This window comes from Thermus sp. FJN-A (assembly GCF_054655095.1).
This window is the reverse complement of record NZ_BAAHSC010000213.1, coordinates 1-16,477: the sequence shown is the minus strand read 5'-3', so window position 1 is coordinate 16,477 and position 16,477 is coordinate 1. Positions and strand designations below refer to the sequence as shown.

Here is a 16,477-nt window from a genome sequence, read left to right as displayed (position 1 = left end):
CTCCTTAGGGCCTATAGTCCAAGGGCCTCAGGTAAAACTCCCCGATGGCGGTGGAGGAAAGGAGGGCCACCGTGGGCAGGGCCCGCTTCCAGTGGGTGCGGTTCACCCGTTCCTTCACCCGCCTGAGCTCCTCCTCGCTGAAGCCGAGGCCCAGGATGTAGGCATCGGGATAGCCCTTCAGGTAGTGCTCCAGGATCACGTCGGCCCGGAGGTAGCGCACCCCCAGATCGGCCTCGTCCGTCTGCCCGGGGATGAGGTCGGCGGTGGGGGGTTTTCTCACCACCACCTCGGGCACGCCCAGGTACTCGGCGAGCCGCCAGACCTGGGTCTTGTAGAGGTCGCCCAGGGGGTTCAAGGGGGGTGTGTCGTCCCCGTGCCAGGTGAAGTAGCCGAAAAGCCTTTCCGTCTTGTTGCCCGTGCCCAAAGGAAGGGCCCCGTAGGCCTGGGACTTGTCAAAGAGGACGATCATTCGGGCCCGGGCCATGACGTTGCCCTTGCGGTGGGGGGTTAGGTCAGGGGTGAGGGCGGCGTAGCCCTCCACCATGGGGGTGATGTCCACCTCCTCCAGGGCGACGCCGAAGGTCTGGGCCACCAAATGGGCGTGCTCCCGGGAGAGGGGGCTACTCTCCCGGTGGGGCAGGAAGAGGGCGTGGACCTTCTCCGGTCCCAGGGCCCGCACCGCCAGGGCCAGGGTGGTGGCGGAGTCCACCCCCCCGGAGACCGCCACGAGGGCCTTCTCGTACCCCCGCCAGGCGAGTTCCTCCCGGATGAAGCGGGTGAGGAAATCCGCCACCAGGGGCCAGTTGAGCTCCAGGGTCTCCTGGGCCTTAGGGGCTTCAACGATCCGCATTCCGCCTCCCGTTTAAGACCCGATTCAGGTCGGGAAGGAGGAGGGGCAAGCCGGCCTCGAAGTCGGAAAGAAGCGGGCTATCGTAGCGCACCGGGGGGATGCGCTCCCGGTCCAAAGAGAAGAGAAGGGCCGCCTCCTCGAAGAGGGGGGCCTCGGCCAGGATGCGGCCGTCCGGCCCCACCACCAGGCTTCCCCCGCTCATCCCCTTCCCCCCCTCAAACCCCACGAGGCTCGCCAGGACCACGTAAAGCCCGTGCTCCGCCGCCACCGCCTGACTCAGGGTGCGCCACCGTTCCACGTTTTCGGGGCGCACGCCTTGGAAACCCCTGGCCGGGCTTGCCGCGGGCACGTAGATCACCTCGGCCCCGTCCAGGGCCGCGAGGGTGGCGGTGATGGAGTGCCAGAAGTCCTCGCAGATGAGGAGGGCCGCCCGGCCAAAACGGGTCCCAAAAGCCTCCACCCGGCTACCCCGGGCCAGGTAGCGCTCCTCGTCAAAGACCCCGTAGGTGGGCAGGAAGACCTTGCGGTGCACGTGGACGATGCGGTGGGGAAGCTCCAGGTAGGCGGCGCTGTTGTAGTAGGCCCCCTCGTCCCGCTCATAAAAGCCCACCACCATGTCCAAAAGCCCCTCGTACCCCGCCCGCTTGTGGACTTGGGAGAGGAGTTCCAGGAGCTCAAAGCGGGTCAGGGCCAGCTCCCGCACCCCCCCCTGCAGGAAGTAGCCTGTCAGGGCGGCCTCGGGCAGGACCACCACCTCGGGGGCGTGGGGGCGAAGGGCGGCGAGGGCCGCTCCCAGGCGGGCCAGGTTCTCCTGGAGCCTGGCCTTCTCGGGGCGGAACTGGAGCACCGCGTGCCGAACCACAGGCCTATCCTACGCCCCTGGGCGCCACCCCCTCCAGGTAAAGCCTGGGGTCGGCCTCGGAGAAGGGGTTGTCCTGCTCTTCCAAAGCCTTTAGCTCCTCGGGGGACACCCCCCGGAGCAGGCGGAAAAAGGCCTCCGCATGCCCCTGGTAACGCGCTGTGGCGTAGGCCTCCGCCTGCCCGGTGTCCACCAAAAACGGCCAGTCGGAAGCCTCCAAAAGCAAGAGCTCCCGCATGGCCTGCTGCAACACCTTATGGGGCAGACTCCCCTGGCGCGCCGCCTCCCGCATGAGCGCCTCGGCCCGGTACACCAAGCGCCAGTAGTCCAGGGTCTTCTCGTTGAGCCAGACCCGGTGGTCCCCACCCCGGCCCCAGGACCCCTCAGGAAGAGCGGTGCGCACCGCAGGCCCCTGCACCGCCTCCCTGGCGGTCACCGCCCGCACCCCCTTCTGCCGGGAAAGAAGCCTGAGCACCTCCTCCAGCCAGGCCACCCCCTCGTACCACCAGTGGCCGAAGAGTTCGGCATCGTAAGGGGAGAGGATGACCCCTTCCGGGTGCTCCCAGGCCAGGCGGGCCACCAGGTCCACGAAGTGGGCCGCGTGCTCCTTCACCTTGGCGAAGGCCGCCTCGGGGTCGTAGGGGGCCTTTTGGGACAGGTCCGCTTGCCGGTGGGTTACCCGCCAGTGGTGGAGGCCCGAGAGGGGGTCCTTGCGGTGGAACTCCCGGTAAAGCCCCTCCCCCGGGTAGCCGTAATCCGCGCTCCAGACCTGGAGGGCCGTCTCCTGGTTTCTGGCCAGCACCCTGAGGCCGCTCTCCAACTCGTGCACGCGGAAGGTGGCCTCCCCGCTTTCCACGGGGCCCAAGGAGGCTTCCCCGTAAGGGGCGAGGGGCCTCCCCCCCTGCACCAGGTGGGCGTCCACGAAGGTGTAGCGGATCCCGGCCCGCATCAGGACCTCGTCCACCCCCGCCCGCATGCCCTCCGGGGCTCCCTCCACCGGGGGCTTCCAGGGGCCCTTGGGCCGGTAGGCCATCTCGGGGAGCCAGAAGCCCGTGGGGTCCTTGGCGAAGTGGCGGCGGTAGGTGGCCACCCCGGTCTTCACCTGGGCCCAGAGGGCCTCCTCGTAGCCGAGGAGGGGGGAGTAGCCGTGGGTGGCGTTAGAGGTGATGAGCTCCACCTGGCCCCGCTCCTGGACCTTGCGTAGGGCGGCCGGGAGGTCCTGGCCAATCTGGTGGAAATGATCCAGGGTGAGTTCCCAAAAGGCCACCTGGTGGCGGGTGCTCTTCTCCAGCTCCGTGCCCTGGTAGCGCAGGTAGTCGCTCTGGGCCCTCTCCAAACGGTCTAGGGCGTAGGCGCGAAAGCCCTCCTTGATGCGGGCATCGGAAAGCTGCTCCGCCAGGATGGGCGTGACCCCCAGGGTGAAGCGGGCCTCCACCCCCTCCTGGTGGAGCCTCTCCAAGGCCCTCAGGAGGGGGAGGTAGGTTTCGGCCATGGCCTCGTAAAGGGTCTCCTCCCCAAAGGGCCAGGCCCCGTGGGCCCGCACGTAGGGAAGGTGGGCGTGGAGGACCAAGGCGAAGCGCGCCATAGGCCTAGCGTACCACGGTGCCCTCCCCGAAAAGAGCCCGCCTTATGGGGCTTTCCACCCGGGCGTCGGCGAAGACCACCCGCTTTACCCCGCCCTTTACCGCCTCCACCGCCCCCATGACCTTGCGCTTCATCCGCCCCTGGGCCAAGGCCAGGTACTCGGGCTCCCCCACCCGCTCCACCGGGATCTCCCGCACCAAGGAGGCCTCGTCCGGGTAGCGGGCGAGGAGCCCGGGCACGTTGGAGAGGTAGACCAGGGCCTCCGCCCGGTAGGTGGTGGCGAGGAGGGCGGCGATCTGGTCCCCGTCGGTGTTGATGGCCTCGCCCTCATAGCTTAGGGCGGGCGGGGTGAGGACAGGGAGGTAGCCTGCCCCAAGGAGGAGGTCCAGGAGGGCCTTGTTCACCTCCTCCACCGTGCCGGTGTAGTCTCCCCGGTGGATCTTGACCTTGCCGTCCTCCACGTACTTGACCGCCGTCTTCCTCCGGCCCACGAGAAGCCTCCCGTCCAACCCCGAAAGGCCGATGGCGTTCGCCCCCTCCCGCTGCAGGAGCTCCACCAGGCGCTTGTTCACCAGGCCGCAGTAGACCATCTCAAAGATCTCCAGGGTCTTCCGGTCCGTGAGGCGGCTCACCTGCCCCCCGGGGTGGGTGAGGAAGCGGGGCGGGTGGCCCAGGGCCTCCGCCACCTTGTTGGTCTCGCTGCTTCCCCCGTGGACCAAAAGGAGCCTCACCCCCTCCTTCCACAGGGAGGCCGCGTCCTTGGCCACGGCCTCGTAGTTGATCCCCTCGGCGCCTCCCACCTTGACCACGATCACGGCTCACCTCCCACATGGCCTTAGGCCCCGCCAGCACGGGGTGGCCTTAGGGGTGCAACCCCGGGAAGTCCAGGCCCAGGGTCTCGAGCCAGCCCATGCGGAGGTTCAAGGCCTGGAGGGCGTGGCCCGCGGTGCCCTTCACCAGGTTGTCAATGGCGGTCATCACCACGAGCCGCCCGGTGTCCTCCTCCAGCTCAAAGCCGATGTCCGCGTAGTTGGTGCCCTGGACGAAGCGGGGGTCGGGGTAGCGGTGGATGCCCTTCTTCTGCTTGACCAGGCGGACGAAGGGCTCCTGCCCGTAGGCCTCCCGGTAGGCCTGCCACACATCCCTTTCGCTCCAGCCATCCTGGAGGAAGGTCTGGGCGGTCATGAGGATCCCCCGCACCCGGTCTGTGGCGATGGCGGTGAGGTGGACCTCGGGGCGGCCCGGGAGGTTTTCCACCACCTCTGCGGTGTGGCGGTGGCCCGTGGGCTTGTAGACCCGAAATGACCCCGCCCTTTCGGGGTGGTGGCTCGCCGGGGTGGCCTCGGCCCCGGCGGCCGAGGTGGAGATGAGGAGGGTGACGAAGATGGGGGAAGGCTTCAGGACCCCGGCCTTGAGGAGGGGATAGAGGCCCAGGAGGGTGGCGGTGGCGTTGCACCCGGCCCCCGCGATCCAGTCCGCCCCCCTCAAGGCCTCCCGGTAAAGCTCAGGCACGGCGTAGACGAAGCGGCCCAAGAGGTCCGGCCTCGGGTGCTCCCCGTAGTACTTCCGGTAAAGCTCCGGGTCCCTCAGGCGGAAGTCCGCGGAGAGGTCCAGGAGGACGGGGGCAAGGGCGGCGTAGCGGTCAAACTCCCGGGCCAAAACCCCGTGGGGCAGGGCCAGGACCAGGATGTCCGCGGGCTCCAGCTTCTCCGGGGGGATGAACTTGAGGTTCGTGCGCCCGCGAAGGTTGGGGTGGACGAAGGGCACGGGTTCACCCGCGAAGCGCCTCGAGGTCACCTGCTTCACCTCCAAATAGGGGTGAGAAAGGGCGAGCCTCAGGAACTCCCCCCCGGCGTACCCCGAGGCTCCCACGATGGAGAGGGTCTTCCTATCAGCCATGGGGCCACCTCCTCGGTTCCGCCAACGGCGCTCGGGCTAACACCAGCGCCTCCCGGGCCTCCAGGCCGGAACCATGCGCCTCCACATCAAAAGCCAAGTGGTCAGGGTTCAGCGCCACCATCACCTTGTCCTCCACTGCCTCCCAAAGACCGCCTAGGAACGGAACCCGTTCCCCTGCCCCCTGGACCCAAAGGGTCACAACGCCAGGCTCCACGCGTACTTCAGAATTTCCCCCGGGATGTCCACCCCCGTGGTGTGCACGGAGTTCTTGAACTCCATGGTGTGGTTCACCTCGTTGACGAGAAGCCCCCTCTCGGACTCAAAGAGGTCTATGGCCACCACCCCACCCCCCACCGCCCCCGCGGCCCTCACGGAAAGCTCGGCGATCTCCTCCGTGAGGGGGCAGTTTTCCGCCTGCCCCCCCCGGGCGGTGTTGGTGATCCAGTGCTGGCTCCGCCGGTAGATGGCGGCGATGGCCCTCTCCCCCACCACGAAGACCCGTATGTCCCGGCCGGGCTTTTTCACGTACTCCTGCAGGTAGAGGAGCTGGTGCTGGAACCCCCCCAGGACCTCCTTGTGCTCCAGGATGGCCTCCGCGGCCTCCCGGTCCGTGATCTTGGCCAAAAGACGCCCCCAGCTTCCGATCACGGGCTTCAGGACCACCGGATAGCCCCAGGCCTCCATGAGCTTAAGGGCCTCCTCCGCATCGGTGAGGAGGGCCGTCTTGGGCTGGGGGAGGCCCGCCCGGGCGAGGGCCACGCTGGTGGCCCACTTGTCCCCGCAGGTCTCTATGACCTCGGGCCGGTTCACCACGGGGATGCCGAGGGCGGTGAGGTAGCGGGCCACGGCGAGGCCCCGGGACTGGCTCACGCACCGCTCCAGGGCCACCGTAACCCCCTCCAGCTCCTTGGGCCTTTCCCCCAAGACCATGGGGAGGGCGGGGACGTAGACCTTCTTGTGGGGGATGCCCAGGGCCTCGGCCCGCTCAAAGAGCATCCGCTCGTCGGGACGGATGCGATCGTAGAGGATGGCCAGCATCTAGCCTCCGGGAAAGAGGGCGCAGGCCCTGTCATACCACCCCCATGCTGGCTTGCGCCAGCATGGGGGCCCCGGTAAAAGGACCCGCTGCCGCAATCTCGGACCCTTCAGGGCAAAGGAAACCGGGAAAAAGGGTATCAGGGGCGCAGGCCGGCATGGGGTGGGATCACTCGCCCCAGTCCTCCGCCTCCTCGGGGGCGGGCTCGAGCCTCAAGGGGTCAAGCCCCACCACCTCCAGCTCCGCGCCGCAGTCCTCGCAGACCACGAGCTCGCCCAGCTCCGGGTTGTCCAGGTTCAGCTCCGCACCGCACTCGGGACAAGTGGCTACCATTCCTCGTCCTCCCCCACCTCGCTCCAGTCGGGGACAAAGCGGAAACCGCACTCGGGGCACTGCACCTCCTGGCCCTGGTCCTCCTCGGAAACCTCAAAGGTGTACCCGCAACGGGGGCAGTCCACGAAGAAGCCCTCGAGGCCCTCCTCCGTCACCTCCACCTCCAGGGGATCCAAGGAGACCACCTCCAGGAAAGCGCCGCAGGCCTCGCACTCCAGCACGTCCCCTATCTCCAGGGTCTCCAAGTCCTCGGCCAGCACCACGCTGGCCTCGCCGCACACCGGGCAGGTGATCTCCAGGTCCTCCATGACAAGAGTCTACTCCCCCGGGAAGCGCCCGTGCCGCTTGTAGTAGTCCAGAAGCGACCCCTCCTTGAGCGCTTCCAAGAGGAAAGGGGGCGGGGGACGGAGGGTAAAGCGCTCCTCCCCCCGGAGCAAAACCCCCCGCTCCACGTCCAGCTCCACCTCGTCGCCGTCCTCTAGCGCATCCACCACCTCCTCCGACTCAAAGGGGATGATCCCCAGGTTCACCAGGTTGCGGAAGAAGATGCGGGCGTAGCTTTTGGCGATCACCGCCCGAATGCCGAGCTTCCGCAGGGCCTCGGGGGCGTACTCGCGGCTAGAGCCAAGCCCCGCGTTCCGCCCGAAGACCAGGATGTCCCCGGGGCGCACCTCCTTGGCGAACTCGGGCCTCAGGTGGGCGAAGGCGAAGGTGTGGAACCGGTCCTCCCCCACCATGAAGGGGGCATACTTGCCGGGAAGGATGTCGTCCGTGTTCACATGGTCGCCAAACTTCCACACCCTAGGCATGGCCTACCTCCTCCTCTACCTCCAGCTCCTCCGGGGTGGTGAGGTACCCCGCCACCGCGCTCGCCGCCGCCACCCGGGGGCTCGCCAGGTAGATCTCCGCGTCCGGGGCCCCCATGCGCCCCCGGAAGTTGCGGTTGGAGGTGGAGACGCACACCTCCCCGGGGGCCAAGACCCCCATGTGCCGCCCCATGCAGGGGCCGCACCCGGGGGTGCCCAGGGTGGCCCCGGCCTCCAGGAGGGTGAGGAGGGTGCCGTCCCGGGCCGCCTCCTCCAGGACCTGGGAGCTTGCCGGGACCACGAGGAGCCTGACCCAAGGGGCCACCCTCCTGCCCCTGAGGACCTCCGCCGCCGCCTTTAGGTCCTCGAGGCGGCCGTTGGTGCAGGTGCCGATGAAGACCTGGTCCACCCGCTTGCCCTTGACCTGGGCCACCTCGTGGACGTTGTCCACGTAGAAGGGCACGGAAACCCTGGGGGTGAGGGCGGAGAGGTCTATCTCCACCTCCTGGGCGTACTGGGCCTCGGGGTCGGGGTAAAGCCACTCGGGCACCCGGTACATCTTCAGGATCTCCCCTGAGGGCACCACGAGCCCCGCCTTGGCCCCCGCCTCCACCGTGAGGTTGGCGAGGGTCATGCGCTCCCCCCGGCTTAGGGCCTCCGCCCCGTCCAGGAGGTGGATCTCCACCGCCATGTAGGTGGCCCCCTCGGCGGTGAGGCGCCGCACCATCTCCAAGGCAGCGTCCTTGGCGGTGACCCCCTTGGGGAGCCTCCCCCGGAAGACCACCTTCACGCTCTCGGGCACCCTAAGCCAGGTACGCCCGCTGGCGGCGGCCAGGGCGATGTCCGTAGCCCCCATCCCCGTGCCAAAGGCCCCCACCGCCCCGTAGGTGGTGGAGTGGCTGTCCGAGCCCACCACGAGGAAGCCCGGCTGGGCCAGGCCCTCCTCTATGAGGACCTGGTGGCACACCCCCCTCCCCACGTCAAACACCCGGATGCCGTGCTTGTGGCCCCACTCCCTTATCTCCTTCTGGGCCTTGGCCACCTCGAGGTTCGCCGCCGGGGCCACGTGGTCAATGACGATGGAGACCCTTTCCGGGTAGCGGGGGGTGGCGTTTAGGTACTCCAGGCGCTTGAAGAAGCTCCCGGCGATGGAGTCCACCACCATCACCTGGTCCACCTCCACCACCACGAGCTCCCCCGCGCGGACGGGCCTTCCCGCCTTGTGGGAGAGGATCTTTTCCGCCAAGGTCTGGGGCATCTTCACCCTCCTCTGCCTTCTTATAATGGGGCCATGGGCCGGTACTGGATTCGGGTCTACCCCGATCCCGAGGAGCCCGGGGTATGGCTCGCCGAGGTCCCCGCGGTGCCCGGGGTGCGCTCGGACGGGGACACCCGGGAGGAGGCCATTAAAAACGTACGGGAAGCCCTGGAGGCCATGCTGGAAGTCCTCCAGGCCAGAAACCTCCCTATCCCCGAACCTGACGAGGAGTGGGTGGAAGTCCACGTGAATGCCGCCTAGACCCGAAGAAGCGGTGCGCAAGCTGAAACGCTTGGGCTTTGAAGAGGCCGGGGGAAAGGGCAGCCACCGCGTCTTTCTGCACCCCGACGGACGGCGTACCGTGGTCCCTTTCCACCGCAAGGAGCTCAAGAAAGGCACTTTCCTAGGCATTCTCAAAGACATCGGTCTCACCGAGGAGGAGTTCCGCAACCTCTAGCCTCATGCCGTGATCCACTCCCGGAGGATCCGGTCCAGCTCCTCCAGGGTGAGCTGGCCCCGGTCGGCCAAGGCCTTGATGTGCTGGGTGACCCGCTGCAGCTCCTCCTCCCCATAGTGAAGGCCGAGCTCCTCCGCCCGCGCCTTGATGGCGTGCCGCCCGGTGAGCCTCGAGGCGATGATGAGCTTCCGCTTCACCCCGAAGACCTCCGGGGGGTAGGGCTCGTAGGCCTCGGGGTTGATGTAGATGGCCTTGAGGTGCATCCCCGCCTTGTGGCTGAAGGCCGTCTCCCCGGTGATGTAGTTGTTGAAGGGGATCTCCACCCCAACCATCCGGGCCACCATCCGGTCCAGCTCGGGGAGCATCTCCAGCTTGTACTTCCTGCGCACGTACTCGGGCTGGAGGGTGTACATGCGGGCGAGGAACCCCCCCAAAGGCGTAATCCCGTTCCTCTCCCCGATCCCCAGGATGGTGGTGTCCACGTGGGTGGCCCCGGCCTCAATGGCTTCATACGCGTTGGCGATGGCGCACCCGGTGTCGTTGTGGCCGTGGAACTCAATGTCCACCCTGGGCCCCACCACCCGCCGCACCTCCCGCACCAGGGCGTAGACCTGCCGGGGCGTGGCCACGCCCACGGTGTCCGCCAGGCCCACCCGGTCCACGTAGGGGGCGATGGCCCCGTAGATCTCCAAGAGGTCGTGCTCATCGGAGCGGAAGGTGTCCTCGGCGGAGAAGCGGACCTCCACCTGGGGGGCGGTTTCCCGGATGTACTGGATCACCTCCCTGGCCTCGGCGATGATGCGGGGGATGTCCCGCCCGTGGGCGGCCCTGAGGTACCTGCTGGTGCCAAAGAGAAGGTCAATCCCCTGAACCCCCGTCTCCACCGCTACCTTGGCCGCATCCATTCGGGTCTGGATGTGGGTGACCACCTTGGCCTTCAGGCCCAAGGCGGCCAGGACCTCCGCGTCCTTGCGGGACTGGGGGGAGGCCATGGGGGTGGTGACCTCGATGTACTCAACGCCGAACTCGTCCAGGGCCTTGGCGATCTCCACCTTGTCCTGGGTGGAGAAGTTCGCCCTTTCAAACTGTTCCCCTTCCCGTAAGGTGGAGTCAATAATCTTCCACTCCCGCATGCACCCCTCCCCAAAAGAAAACCGGCCCGAACCCGGGCCGGGGGATAAGAAGCCCTTGGAGGGCTATCCTACCCCCCGGCGGCCGAGTTTTTTCACACGGGCCAGCATCTTGCCCGTAAGGGTATACGAAACGCCGCGAGTTGTCAACGCCCAAACCGCCTCTCCCGGGCCTGGTAGCTCCTTAGGGCGCGCAGGAAGTCAATCTTGCGGAACTCGGGCCAGAGGACGTCGGCGAAGTAGAACTCGGAGTAGGCGGACTGCCAGAGGAGGAAACCGGAAAGCCGGATCTCCCCCGAGGTGCGGATGATGAAGTCGGGGTCGGGAAGCCCGGCGGTGTAGAGGTGGCGGGCGATGTCCTCCGGGGTGAGGCCCTCGGCCACCTCCTTGGGGGAGAGGCCCCGGGCCTCCGCCTCCAGAAGAAGCCGCTTCACGGCGTCCACGATCTCCTCCCGCCCCCCGTAGCCTAAGGCGATGTTGAGGAACATGCCCCGGTGCCCCTCCGTCCTCCGCTCCAGGCGCTCTATGGCCCGGACCACCTCCGGGGAAAACCCCTCCCGCCTGCCGATGAAGCGGACCCGCACCTGGTTTTCCAGGATCCGGTGGTCCTCCGCCATCCGCTCGGCCTCCCGCAGGAAGAGGTTCATGAGGGTCTCCACCTCCTCCGGGGGGCGCTTGAAGTTGTCCGTGGAGAAGACCCAGACGGTCACGGTCTTGATGCCCATCTCCAGGCACCACTCCAGGACCTCGTAGGCCTTCTGCACCCCGAACTCGTGCCCCTTGGTGGGGGAAAGGCCGATGGCTTTGGCGTAGCGGCGGTTCCCGTCCAGGATGAGGCCCAGGTGCTTGGGCATGGGGCCTCCCTTCACCTCCCGCAGAAGGCGCCTTTCATAAAGCCAGTAAAGGGGGCGGGACAGGGAGAGGAGGCGGCGCACCATACCTAATCCACCCTAAGCCGGAGGGATGAGAAAGGGAAGGGGTTCCAGGCCCCCTTCCCCCCACGCCTAACGGTAAAGCTCCCGGGCGATGACGTGGCGCTGGATCTCCGAGGTGCCCTCGTAGATCTCCGTCACCTTGGCGTCCCGGTAGTACCGCTCCACCCGGTAGTCCCGGTGGTAGCCGTACCCCCCCAGGACCTGGACCGCCTCCCGGGTCACCTCCACGGCGGCGGCGCTGGCGAAGAGCTTGGCGGCGCTGGCCTCGAGGGTGAACCTCTCCCCCAGGTCCTTCTTCCTCGCGGCCTCGAGGACCAAGGCGCGGGCAGCGGCGATCTTCACGTGCATGTCGGCGATCTTGAAGGCGATGGCCTGGTGCTCGCGGAGCTTCTTCCCGAACTGCTCCCGCTCCTCGGCGTAGGCCTTGGCGATCTCAAAGGCCCCGCGGGCAATGCCCACCGCCTGGGCCGCCACGCCGACGCGCCCAGAGTCAAGCCCGGCCAGGGCGTAGGCGAGCCCCCGCCCCTCCTCGCCCAAAAGGTTCTCCTCCGGGACGAAAACCTCCTCCAGGCGCACCTCGGCGGTGTGGGCCGCGTGGAGGCCCATCTTCTCCTCGGGGCGGCCGAAGGAAAGCCCCGGGGTGTCCTTCTCCACCAAGAAGGCGCTGATCCCCTTCTCCGTGCGGGCCATGACCACGTAGAGGTGGGCGTGGCCAGCAGAGGTGATCCAGCTTTTGACCCCGTTCAGCACGAACCCGCCCTTGACCCGCCGCGCCTCGGCGCGGAGGCTTTTGGCGTCGGAGCCCGCCTGGGGCTCGGTGAGGCAGAAGGCCCCGATCCACTCCCCCTGGGCCAGGGGCACGAGGTAGCGCCGCTTCTGCGCCTCGGTGCCGAAGCGGAGGAGCATGTACTGGGGAAGGCCGCTGGTCACGGAGACGATGACGGCCACGCTGGGGTCGGCGGCGGCGATCTCCTCCAGGGCCAAGGCCCAGGTCACGGAGTCCAGGCCCACCCCCCCCCACGCCTCGGGCGTGGTCATGCCGAGGAAGCCTAGGTCGGCCAAGGCCTTCAGCTGCGGCCAGGGGTACTTGCCCTCCCGGTCGTACTCCGGGGCCAGGGGGTAGAGGACCTCCTTGGCCAGCTTGCGCACCGTGTCCAGCACCAGCTTTTGCTCCTGGGTGAGGGTCATCGGCCCTATCGTATCATTGCAGGGCCGAAAAAAAACGTCACCCTTCCCCCCACCTGGGCGCCCGCGCCCCCGGGAGCCCCAGGTGGTCTAGGATGCGCTGGGTCACGAAACCCAGGAGGTCCCGGATCTCCTTGGGGCGGTGGTAGAAGCCGGGGCTCGCGGGGAGGACGATGGCCCCCGCCTCCGCCGCCTGGACCATGGCCCTCAGGGTGGGAAGGGGCAGGGGGGTTTCCCGGGGCACCAGGATGAGGGGGCGCTTCTCCTTCAGGTGCACGTAGGCCGCCCGGGTGAGAAGGGTGTCCGCGAGGCCCCAGGCGATCTTGGCCAGGGTGGTGGCGGAACAGGGGACCACCACCATCCCCCGGGTGGGAAAGGAGCCCGAGGCGATGGGGGCTCCCAGATCGGCGTCCTTGTAAAGGCGGCTTGCCCAGGGGTGGAGGTCCTTGGGCGCCAAGCCCATCTCCTCCCACAAGACCCGCTTGGCCCCCTGGCTCACCACCAGGTGCACCTCGGCCAAGCCCTGCAGGGCCTGCAAAAGATCCAAGGCGTAGGGCATCCCGCTCGCCCCCGTCAAGCCCACCACCACCCGGGGAAGCGCCATGGCCCCCATTCTAAGTACCCCACAAGGGCGATAGAAAACCCCAGGCCCTTTGGGCCTGGGGGGCACCCCGCGGGCGGGGGCTTACTTCAGCTCCACCACCGCGCCCACGGCCTCCAGCTTCTTCTTGATCTCCTCGGCCTCGGCCTTGGGGATGCCCTCCTTGATGGGGCCGCCCTTTTCCGCCAGGTCCTTGGCCTCCTTGAGGCCCAGGCCGGTGATGGCGCGGAGCTCCTTGATGACCTCCAGCTTCTTGGCCCCTGCATCCTTGAGGACCACGTCGAACTCGGTCTTCTCCTCCACGGGGGCCGCCGCGGCGGCCGCCGCAGGGGCCGCAGCCACGGCCACGGGGGCCGCCGCGGTCACACCCCAGGTCTCCTTGAGAACGTCAATGAGCTGCTTGAGTTCCAGAACCGTAGCCTGAGAGAGCTCTTCCTTGATGCGCTCGATGTCCAAAGCCATCTTCTACCTCCTAAGCTGCCTTCTTCTCCGCGTACGCTTCCAAGATGCCTACCAGCTCGCGGGCCACGCCGCCCAAGACCCCCACAAGCTCCGCCATGGGGGCCTGCAGCACGCCCACGAGCTCCGCCCGGAGCTCGTCCATGGTGGGCAGCTCCGCCAGGGCCACCACGTCCTTGGCCGAGAGCACCTGGCCCTGCAGGAGCCCGCCCTTGGCCTCGGGGATGCCCTTAGGGCTCTTCTTGGCGAACTCCGAAAGGGCCTTGGCCGCGGCCACGGGGTCCTGGTAGAAGACCACGGCGCTGGGCCCTTGGAGCCCATCCAGCTCAGGCAGGCCAAGCTCCTTTAGGGCGATGCGGATCAGGGTGTTCTTGGCCACGAAGAGCCTGGCCCCCTTCTCCTTTAGGGCTTGGCGCAGGGCGTGGGTCTCCTTGGCGGAGAGCCCCTGGTAGTTCACCAGGAAGAAGGAGCCACGGGCCCGCTCAAGGTTCTCCTTGAGGGCGGCAAGAAGCTCAACGTTGCGCTTGTTTGGCACGCCTTCCTCCCTTTCGGGGCAGGGGAACCCCGGCCGACTTTTCAGGGCTTTTTGCGAAACGCTCCCCCTCAAGCGCCTCGGCGGGATGTTTAAGGCCTGAAGCCCCCCGCTGTCTTTGGCCTGGGCGCAAAAGCGCCCGGGGTGCCATCCTGGAGTGTAAGGGAAGGGGGCCCCTTCGTCAAGCGAGGCCCCCGGCAACGCCTAGGAGTGGGGGTTGATGCGGATGCTCGGCCCCATGGTGCTGGTCACGTAGACCGAGCGCAGAAAAGTGCCCTTGGCCGCCTCGGGCTTGCTGGCCTCCAAGGCCCGGATAAAGGCCCGGATGTTCTCGGCGATCTTCTCCGGGGGGAAGCTCACCTTGCCCACGGGGGCGTGGATGGCCCCGGTCTTGTCGTTGCGGAACTCGATGCGGCCCGCCTTAATCTCCCGGATGATCTCCCCGATGTTGAAGCCCACGGTGCCGGCCTTGGGATTGGGGAGGAGGCCACGGGGGCCCAGGATGCGGCCTAGCTTGGAGCCCACCGCCCCCATCACGTCCGGGGTGGCCACCACCGCATCAAAGTCCATCCAGCCATCCAGGATCTTCTGGATGATCTCCTCCCCGCCCACGTAATCGGCCCCCGCCTCCTCGGCCTCCTTGATCTTCTCTCCCTTGGCGATGGCCAAGACCCGCACCTGCTTGCCCAGGCCGTGGGGAAGGGAAACGGTGCCGCGGACGTTTTGGTCGGACTTACGGGGATCGATGCCCAGCTTGGCGTGGACCTCCACGGTCTCGTCAAACTTGGCCGTGGCGAGCTCCTTCACGAGCCTGGCCGCCTCGTCGATGGTGTAGACCTTGGCCGGGTCCACCTTCTCCAGGAGGGCCCGGTAGCGCTTGCCGTGCTTAGGCATCCTTCACCTCCGGCGCGCCCACCACCTCCACCCCCATGGAGCGGGCCGAGCCCGCGATCATGCGGGCGGCGGCCTCGAGGTCGGTGGTGTTCATGTCGGGGAGTTTCTGCTTGGCGATCTCCAGCACCTGCTGCCAGGTGATCCTTCCCACCTTCTCCCGCCCCGCCTTGTGGGCCCCCTTCTCCAGGCCCGCCGCCTTGCGGATGAGGTAGCTGGCGGGGGGCGTCTTGGTGACGAAGGTGAAGGAGCGGTCCGCGTAGATGGTGATCTCCACGGGGACGATGGCGTCCCCCATGTTGGCGGTGGCCGCGTTGAAGGCCTTCACGAACTCCATGATGTTGGCCCCGTGCTGGCCCAAAGCCGGGCCCACCGGGGGCGCGGGCGTGGCCTTGCCCGCGGGCAACTGCAGCTTGACTACGGCAACGACTTTCTTCATTTTTCCCTCCTAGGCTCCCCCCAACTTGGGGGTACAGACGCCTTTTAGGCCTTAGCCACCTGGGAGAAATCCAGCTCCACAGGGGTTTCGCGCCCGAAGATGGTCACCATGACCTTGACCTTGCCCTTTTCCGGGTTGATCTCGGTCACGGTGCCGGTAAAGTCGGCGAAGGGGCCGGAGATCACCCGGACCTGGTCGCCCTCCCGGAAAGCCACCTGGGCCTTGGGGGCTTCCTTCCTGCCCAAGAGGCCGGACACCTCCAGGATGTGGCGCACCTCGTCCGGAGAGAGGGGCACCGGACGGTTGCCCGCCCCCACGAATCCCGTGATGCCCGGGGTACCCCGCACCACCTCCCAGGCCTCGTTGGGCTCCTCCTCGTCCCCCAGGTCCATCTGCACGAACAGGTAACCGGGGAAGAGCTTCTTCTTGACGACCTCCTTCTTGCCCCCCTCGCGGAGTTCCACCACCTCCTCCGTGGGGATGAGGACCTGGTAGATCTTATCCTCCATGCCGAAGGCCCGGATGCGCTTCTCCAGGTTGGCCTTGGCCTTCTCCTCCTGCCCCACGTAGGTGTGGACCGCGTACCATTCAATGCTCATCGCAAAAGCCCTATGAGGAAGCGGAAGACCAGATCGTAAAGGCCCAGGACAACCATGGAGGCCAGGGTAAAGATCAGGATGGCCTGGGTGCCCTCCACGATCTGCTCCCGCGTGGGCCAGGTAACCCGGGCTAGCTCCGCCCGGGCCTCCTGAAAGTAGCGGACGATCCGGGCCAACATCAGATCTTCACTTCCTTGTGGACCGTGTGCTTATCGCACCAGGGGCAGTACTTCTTCAGCTCCAGCTTGGAGGTGGTGTTGCGCTTGTTCTTCTCGGTGGCGTAGTTGCGCCGCTTGCACTCGGTGCACTCCAAGAGGATCTTGATGCGGACCTCGCTGGCCATGCCTCACCTCGTTAGGGGTGGGGGAGGCGTGCCTCCCCCAGGGCTTACTCCAGGATCTTGGTGACCACGCCGGCACCCACGGTCCGCCCACCCTCACGAATGGCAAACCGCAAGCCCTCCTCCAACGCCACCGGCTTGATCAGCTCCACCGTAAACGTCACATTGTCCCCAGGCATCACCATCTCCACCCCCTGGGGCAACTCCACCACCCCCGTCACATCCGTCGTCCGAAAGTAAAACTGCGGCCGGTACCCAGAAAAAAACCCCGTGTGCCGGCCCCC

The 16,477-nt window shown here is 67.3% G+C and carries 24 protein-coding genes; 2 read left to right on the top strand and 22 right to left on the bottom strand.

The window, feature by feature from the left end; all coding sequences use genetic code 11:
• Positions 1 to 4: 4 nt before the first annotated feature.
• From ACYQ0J_RS11835 to ACYQ0J_RS11790, 10 genes are all read right to left on the bottom strand, one after another.
• Positions 5 to 850 carry an NAD+ synthase gene (locus tag ACYQ0J_RS11835; RefSeq protein ID WP_460172314.1) on the bottom strand — a complete coding sequence of 282 codons (846 nt, stop codon included), beginning with the start codon at positions 848 to 850 and terminating at the stop codon, positions 5 to 7.
• Positions 837 to 1,712 (bottom strand): nitrilase-related carbon-nitrogen hydrolase, encoded by an 876-nt coding sequence (locus ACYQ0J_RS11830; RefSeq protein WP_460172313.1) that lies wholly within the window; start codon positions 1,710 to 1,712, stop codon positions 837 to 839. The genes ACYQ0J_RS11835 and ACYQ0J_RS11830 overlap by 14 nt, the downstream gene beginning before the upstream one ends.
• Positions 1,713 to 1,716: 4 nt before the next feature.
• Positions 1,717 to 3,294 (bottom strand): 1,4-alpha-glucan branching protein, encoded by a 1,578-nt coding sequence (locus ACYQ0J_RS11825; RefSeq protein ID WP_460172312.1) that lies wholly within the window; start codon positions 3,292 to 3,294, stop codon positions 1,717 to 1,719.
• Between the two features lie 4 nt (positions 3,295 to 3,298).
• Entirely contained in the window at positions 3,299 to 4,108 is an 810-nt protein-coding gene (locus ACYQ0J_RS11820) for a [LysW]-aminoadipate kinase (protein WP_460172311.1), read from the bottom strand.
• A gap of 46 nt (positions 4,109 to 4,154) precedes the next feature.
• Positions 4,155 to 5,192, bottom strand: a complete 1,038-nt coding sequence (gene argC / locus ACYQ0J_RS11815) for an N-acetyl-gamma-glutamyl-phosphate reductase (protein WP_460172310.1) — start codon at positions 5,190 to 5,192, stop codon at positions 4,155 to 4,157.
• 195 nt (positions 5,193 to 5,387) lie between these two features.
• Positions 5,388 to 6,230: a lysine biosynthesis protein LysX gene (gene lysX / locus ACYQ0J_RS11810; RefSeq protein WP_460172309.1), complete on the bottom strand. Its 843-nt coding sequence runs from the start codon at positions 6,228 to 6,230 to the stop codon at positions 5,388 to 5,390.
• A 166-nt stretch (positions 6,231 to 6,396) separates the two neighbouring features.
• Positions 6,397 to 6,561 carry a lysine biosynthesis protein LysW gene (gene lysW, locus ACYQ0J_RS11805; RefSeq protein ID WP_460172308.1) on the bottom strand — a complete coding sequence of 55 codons (165 nt, stop codon included), beginning with the start codon at positions 6,559 to 6,561 and terminating at the stop codon, positions 6,397 to 6,399.
• Complete coding sequence (locus ACYQ0J_RS11800) at positions 6,555 to 6,869, bottom strand: paraquat-inducible protein A (protein WP_460172307.1); 315 nt, start codon at positions 6,867 to 6,869, stop codon at positions 6,555 to 6,557. Before ACYQ0J_RS11800 ends, lysW begins: the two co-directional genes overlap by 7 nt.
• 9 nt (positions 6,870 to 6,878) lie before the next feature.
• The gene (locus tag ACYQ0J_RS11795; protein ID WP_460172306.1) at positions 6,879 to 7,370 is read right to left on the bottom strand and encodes a LeuD/DmdB family oxidoreductase small subunit; all 492 of its coding nucleotides are present in this window, start codon (positions 7,368 to 7,370) and stop codon (positions 6,879 to 6,881) included.
• The gene (locus ACYQ0J_RS11790) at positions 7,363 to 8,625 is read right to left on the bottom strand and encodes a 3-isopropylmalate dehydratase large subunit (RefSeq protein WP_460172305.1); all 1,263 of its coding nucleotides are present in this window, start codon (positions 8,623 to 8,625) and stop codon (positions 7,363 to 7,365) included. The genes ACYQ0J_RS11795 and ACYQ0J_RS11790 overlap by 8 nt, the downstream gene beginning before the upstream one ends.
• A 33-nt stretch (positions 8,626 to 8,658) precedes the next feature.
• On the opposite strand from ACYQ0J_RS11790, the gene ACYQ0J_RS11785 reads away from it, so the two are divergent.
• Both ACYQ0J_RS11785 and ACYQ0J_RS11780 read left to right on the top strand, forming a co-directional pair.
• Entirely contained in the window at positions 8,659 to 8,886 is a 228-nt protein-coding gene (locus ACYQ0J_RS11785; protein WP_460172304.1) for a type II toxin-antitoxin system HicB family antitoxin, read from the top strand.
• Complete coding sequence (locus ACYQ0J_RS11780; protein ID WP_460172303.1) at positions 8,876 to 9,082, top strand: type II toxin-antitoxin system HicA family toxin; 207 nt, start codon at positions 8,876 to 8,878, stop codon at positions 9,080 to 9,082. Before ACYQ0J_RS11785 ends, ACYQ0J_RS11780 begins: the two co-directional genes overlap by 11 nt.
• A 2-nt stretch (positions 9,083 to 9,084) precedes the next feature.
• Here the strand turns inward: ACYQ0J_RS11780 and lysS are convergent, their stop codons facing one another.
• The 12 genes from lysS to ACYQ0J_RS11720 all read right to left on the bottom strand — a co-directional run.
• The gene (gene lysS, locus ACYQ0J_RS11775; protein ID WP_460172302.1) at positions 9,085 to 10,215 is read right to left on the bottom strand and encodes a homocitrate synthase; all 1,131 of its coding nucleotides are present in this window, start codon (positions 10,213 to 10,215) and stop codon (positions 9,085 to 9,087) included.
• Between the two features lie 143 nt (positions 10,216 to 10,358).
• Positions 10,359 to 11,150 (bottom strand): isoprenyl transferase, encoded by a 792-nt coding sequence (locus ACYQ0J_RS11770; protein ID WP_460172301.1) that lies wholly within the window; start codon positions 11,148 to 11,150, stop codon positions 10,359 to 10,361.
• Positions 11,151 to 11,216: 66 nt separating this feature from the next.
• Complete coding sequence (locus tag ACYQ0J_RS11765) at positions 11,217 to 12,335, bottom strand: acyl-CoA dehydrogenase family protein (RefSeq protein ID WP_460172300.1); 1,119 nt, start codon at positions 12,333 to 12,335, stop codon at positions 11,217 to 11,219.
• 37 nt (positions 12,336 to 12,372) lie between these two features.
• A complete protein-coding gene (locus tag ACYQ0J_RS11760) occupies positions 12,373 to 12,936 on the bottom strand; it encodes a UbiX family flavin prenyltransferase (RefSeq protein ID WP_460172299.1) in 564 nt (187 codons plus the stop codon).
• Positions 12,937 to 13,017: 81 nt separating this feature from the next.
• Entirely contained in the window at positions 13,018 to 13,395 is a 378-nt protein-coding gene (rplL, locus tag ACYQ0J_RS11755) for a 50S ribosomal protein L7/L12 (protein ID WP_460172298.1), read from the bottom strand.
• A gap of 10 nt (positions 13,396 to 13,405) precedes the next feature.
• A complete protein-coding gene (gene rplJ / locus ACYQ0J_RS11750; RefSeq protein WP_460172297.1) occupies positions 13,406 to 13,927 on the bottom strand; it encodes a 50S ribosomal protein L10 in 522 nt (173 codons plus the stop codon).
• 201 nt (positions 13,928 to 14,128) lie between these two features.
• Positions 14,129 to 14,818, bottom strand: coding sequence for a 50S ribosomal protein L1 (gene rplA / locus ACYQ0J_RS11745; RefSeq protein WP_460172296.1), 690 nt, complete (start codon positions 14,816 to 14,818; stop codon positions 14,129 to 14,131).
• Positions 14,811 to 15,254: a 50S ribosomal protein L11 gene (gene rplK / locus ACYQ0J_RS11740; RefSeq protein WP_460172295.1), complete on the bottom strand. Its 444-nt coding sequence runs from the start codon at positions 15,252 to 15,254 to the stop codon at positions 14,811 to 14,813. Before rplK ends, rplA begins: the two co-directional genes overlap by 8 nt.
• A gap of 44 nt (positions 15,255 to 15,298) precedes the next feature.
• Positions 15,299 to 15,853 (bottom strand): transcription termination/antitermination protein NusG, encoded by a 555-nt coding sequence (nusG, locus tag ACYQ0J_RS11735; protein ID WP_460172294.1) that lies wholly within the window; start codon positions 15,851 to 15,853, stop codon positions 15,299 to 15,301.
• Positions 15,850 to 16,032 (bottom strand): preprotein translocase subunit SecE, encoded by a 183-nt coding sequence (secE, locus tag ACYQ0J_RS11730; protein WP_460172293.1) that lies wholly within the window; start codon positions 16,030 to 16,032, stop codon positions 15,850 to 15,852. Before secE ends, nusG begins: the two co-directional genes overlap by 4 nt.
• On the bottom strand, positions 16,032 to 16,196 hold the full coding sequence (gene rpmG, locus ACYQ0J_RS11725; protein ID WP_460172292.1) for a 50S ribosomal protein L33: 165 nt from the start codon (positions 16,194 to 16,196) through the stop codon (positions 16,032 to 16,034). The genes secE and rpmG overlap by 1 nt, the downstream gene beginning before the upstream one ends.
• Positions 16,197 to 16,240: 44 nt before the next feature.
• On the bottom strand, positions 16,241 to 16,477 hold a 237-nt coding region (locus tag ACYQ0J_RS11720; protein WP_460172026.1), incomplete at its 5' end, for an EF-Tu C-terminal domain-related protein.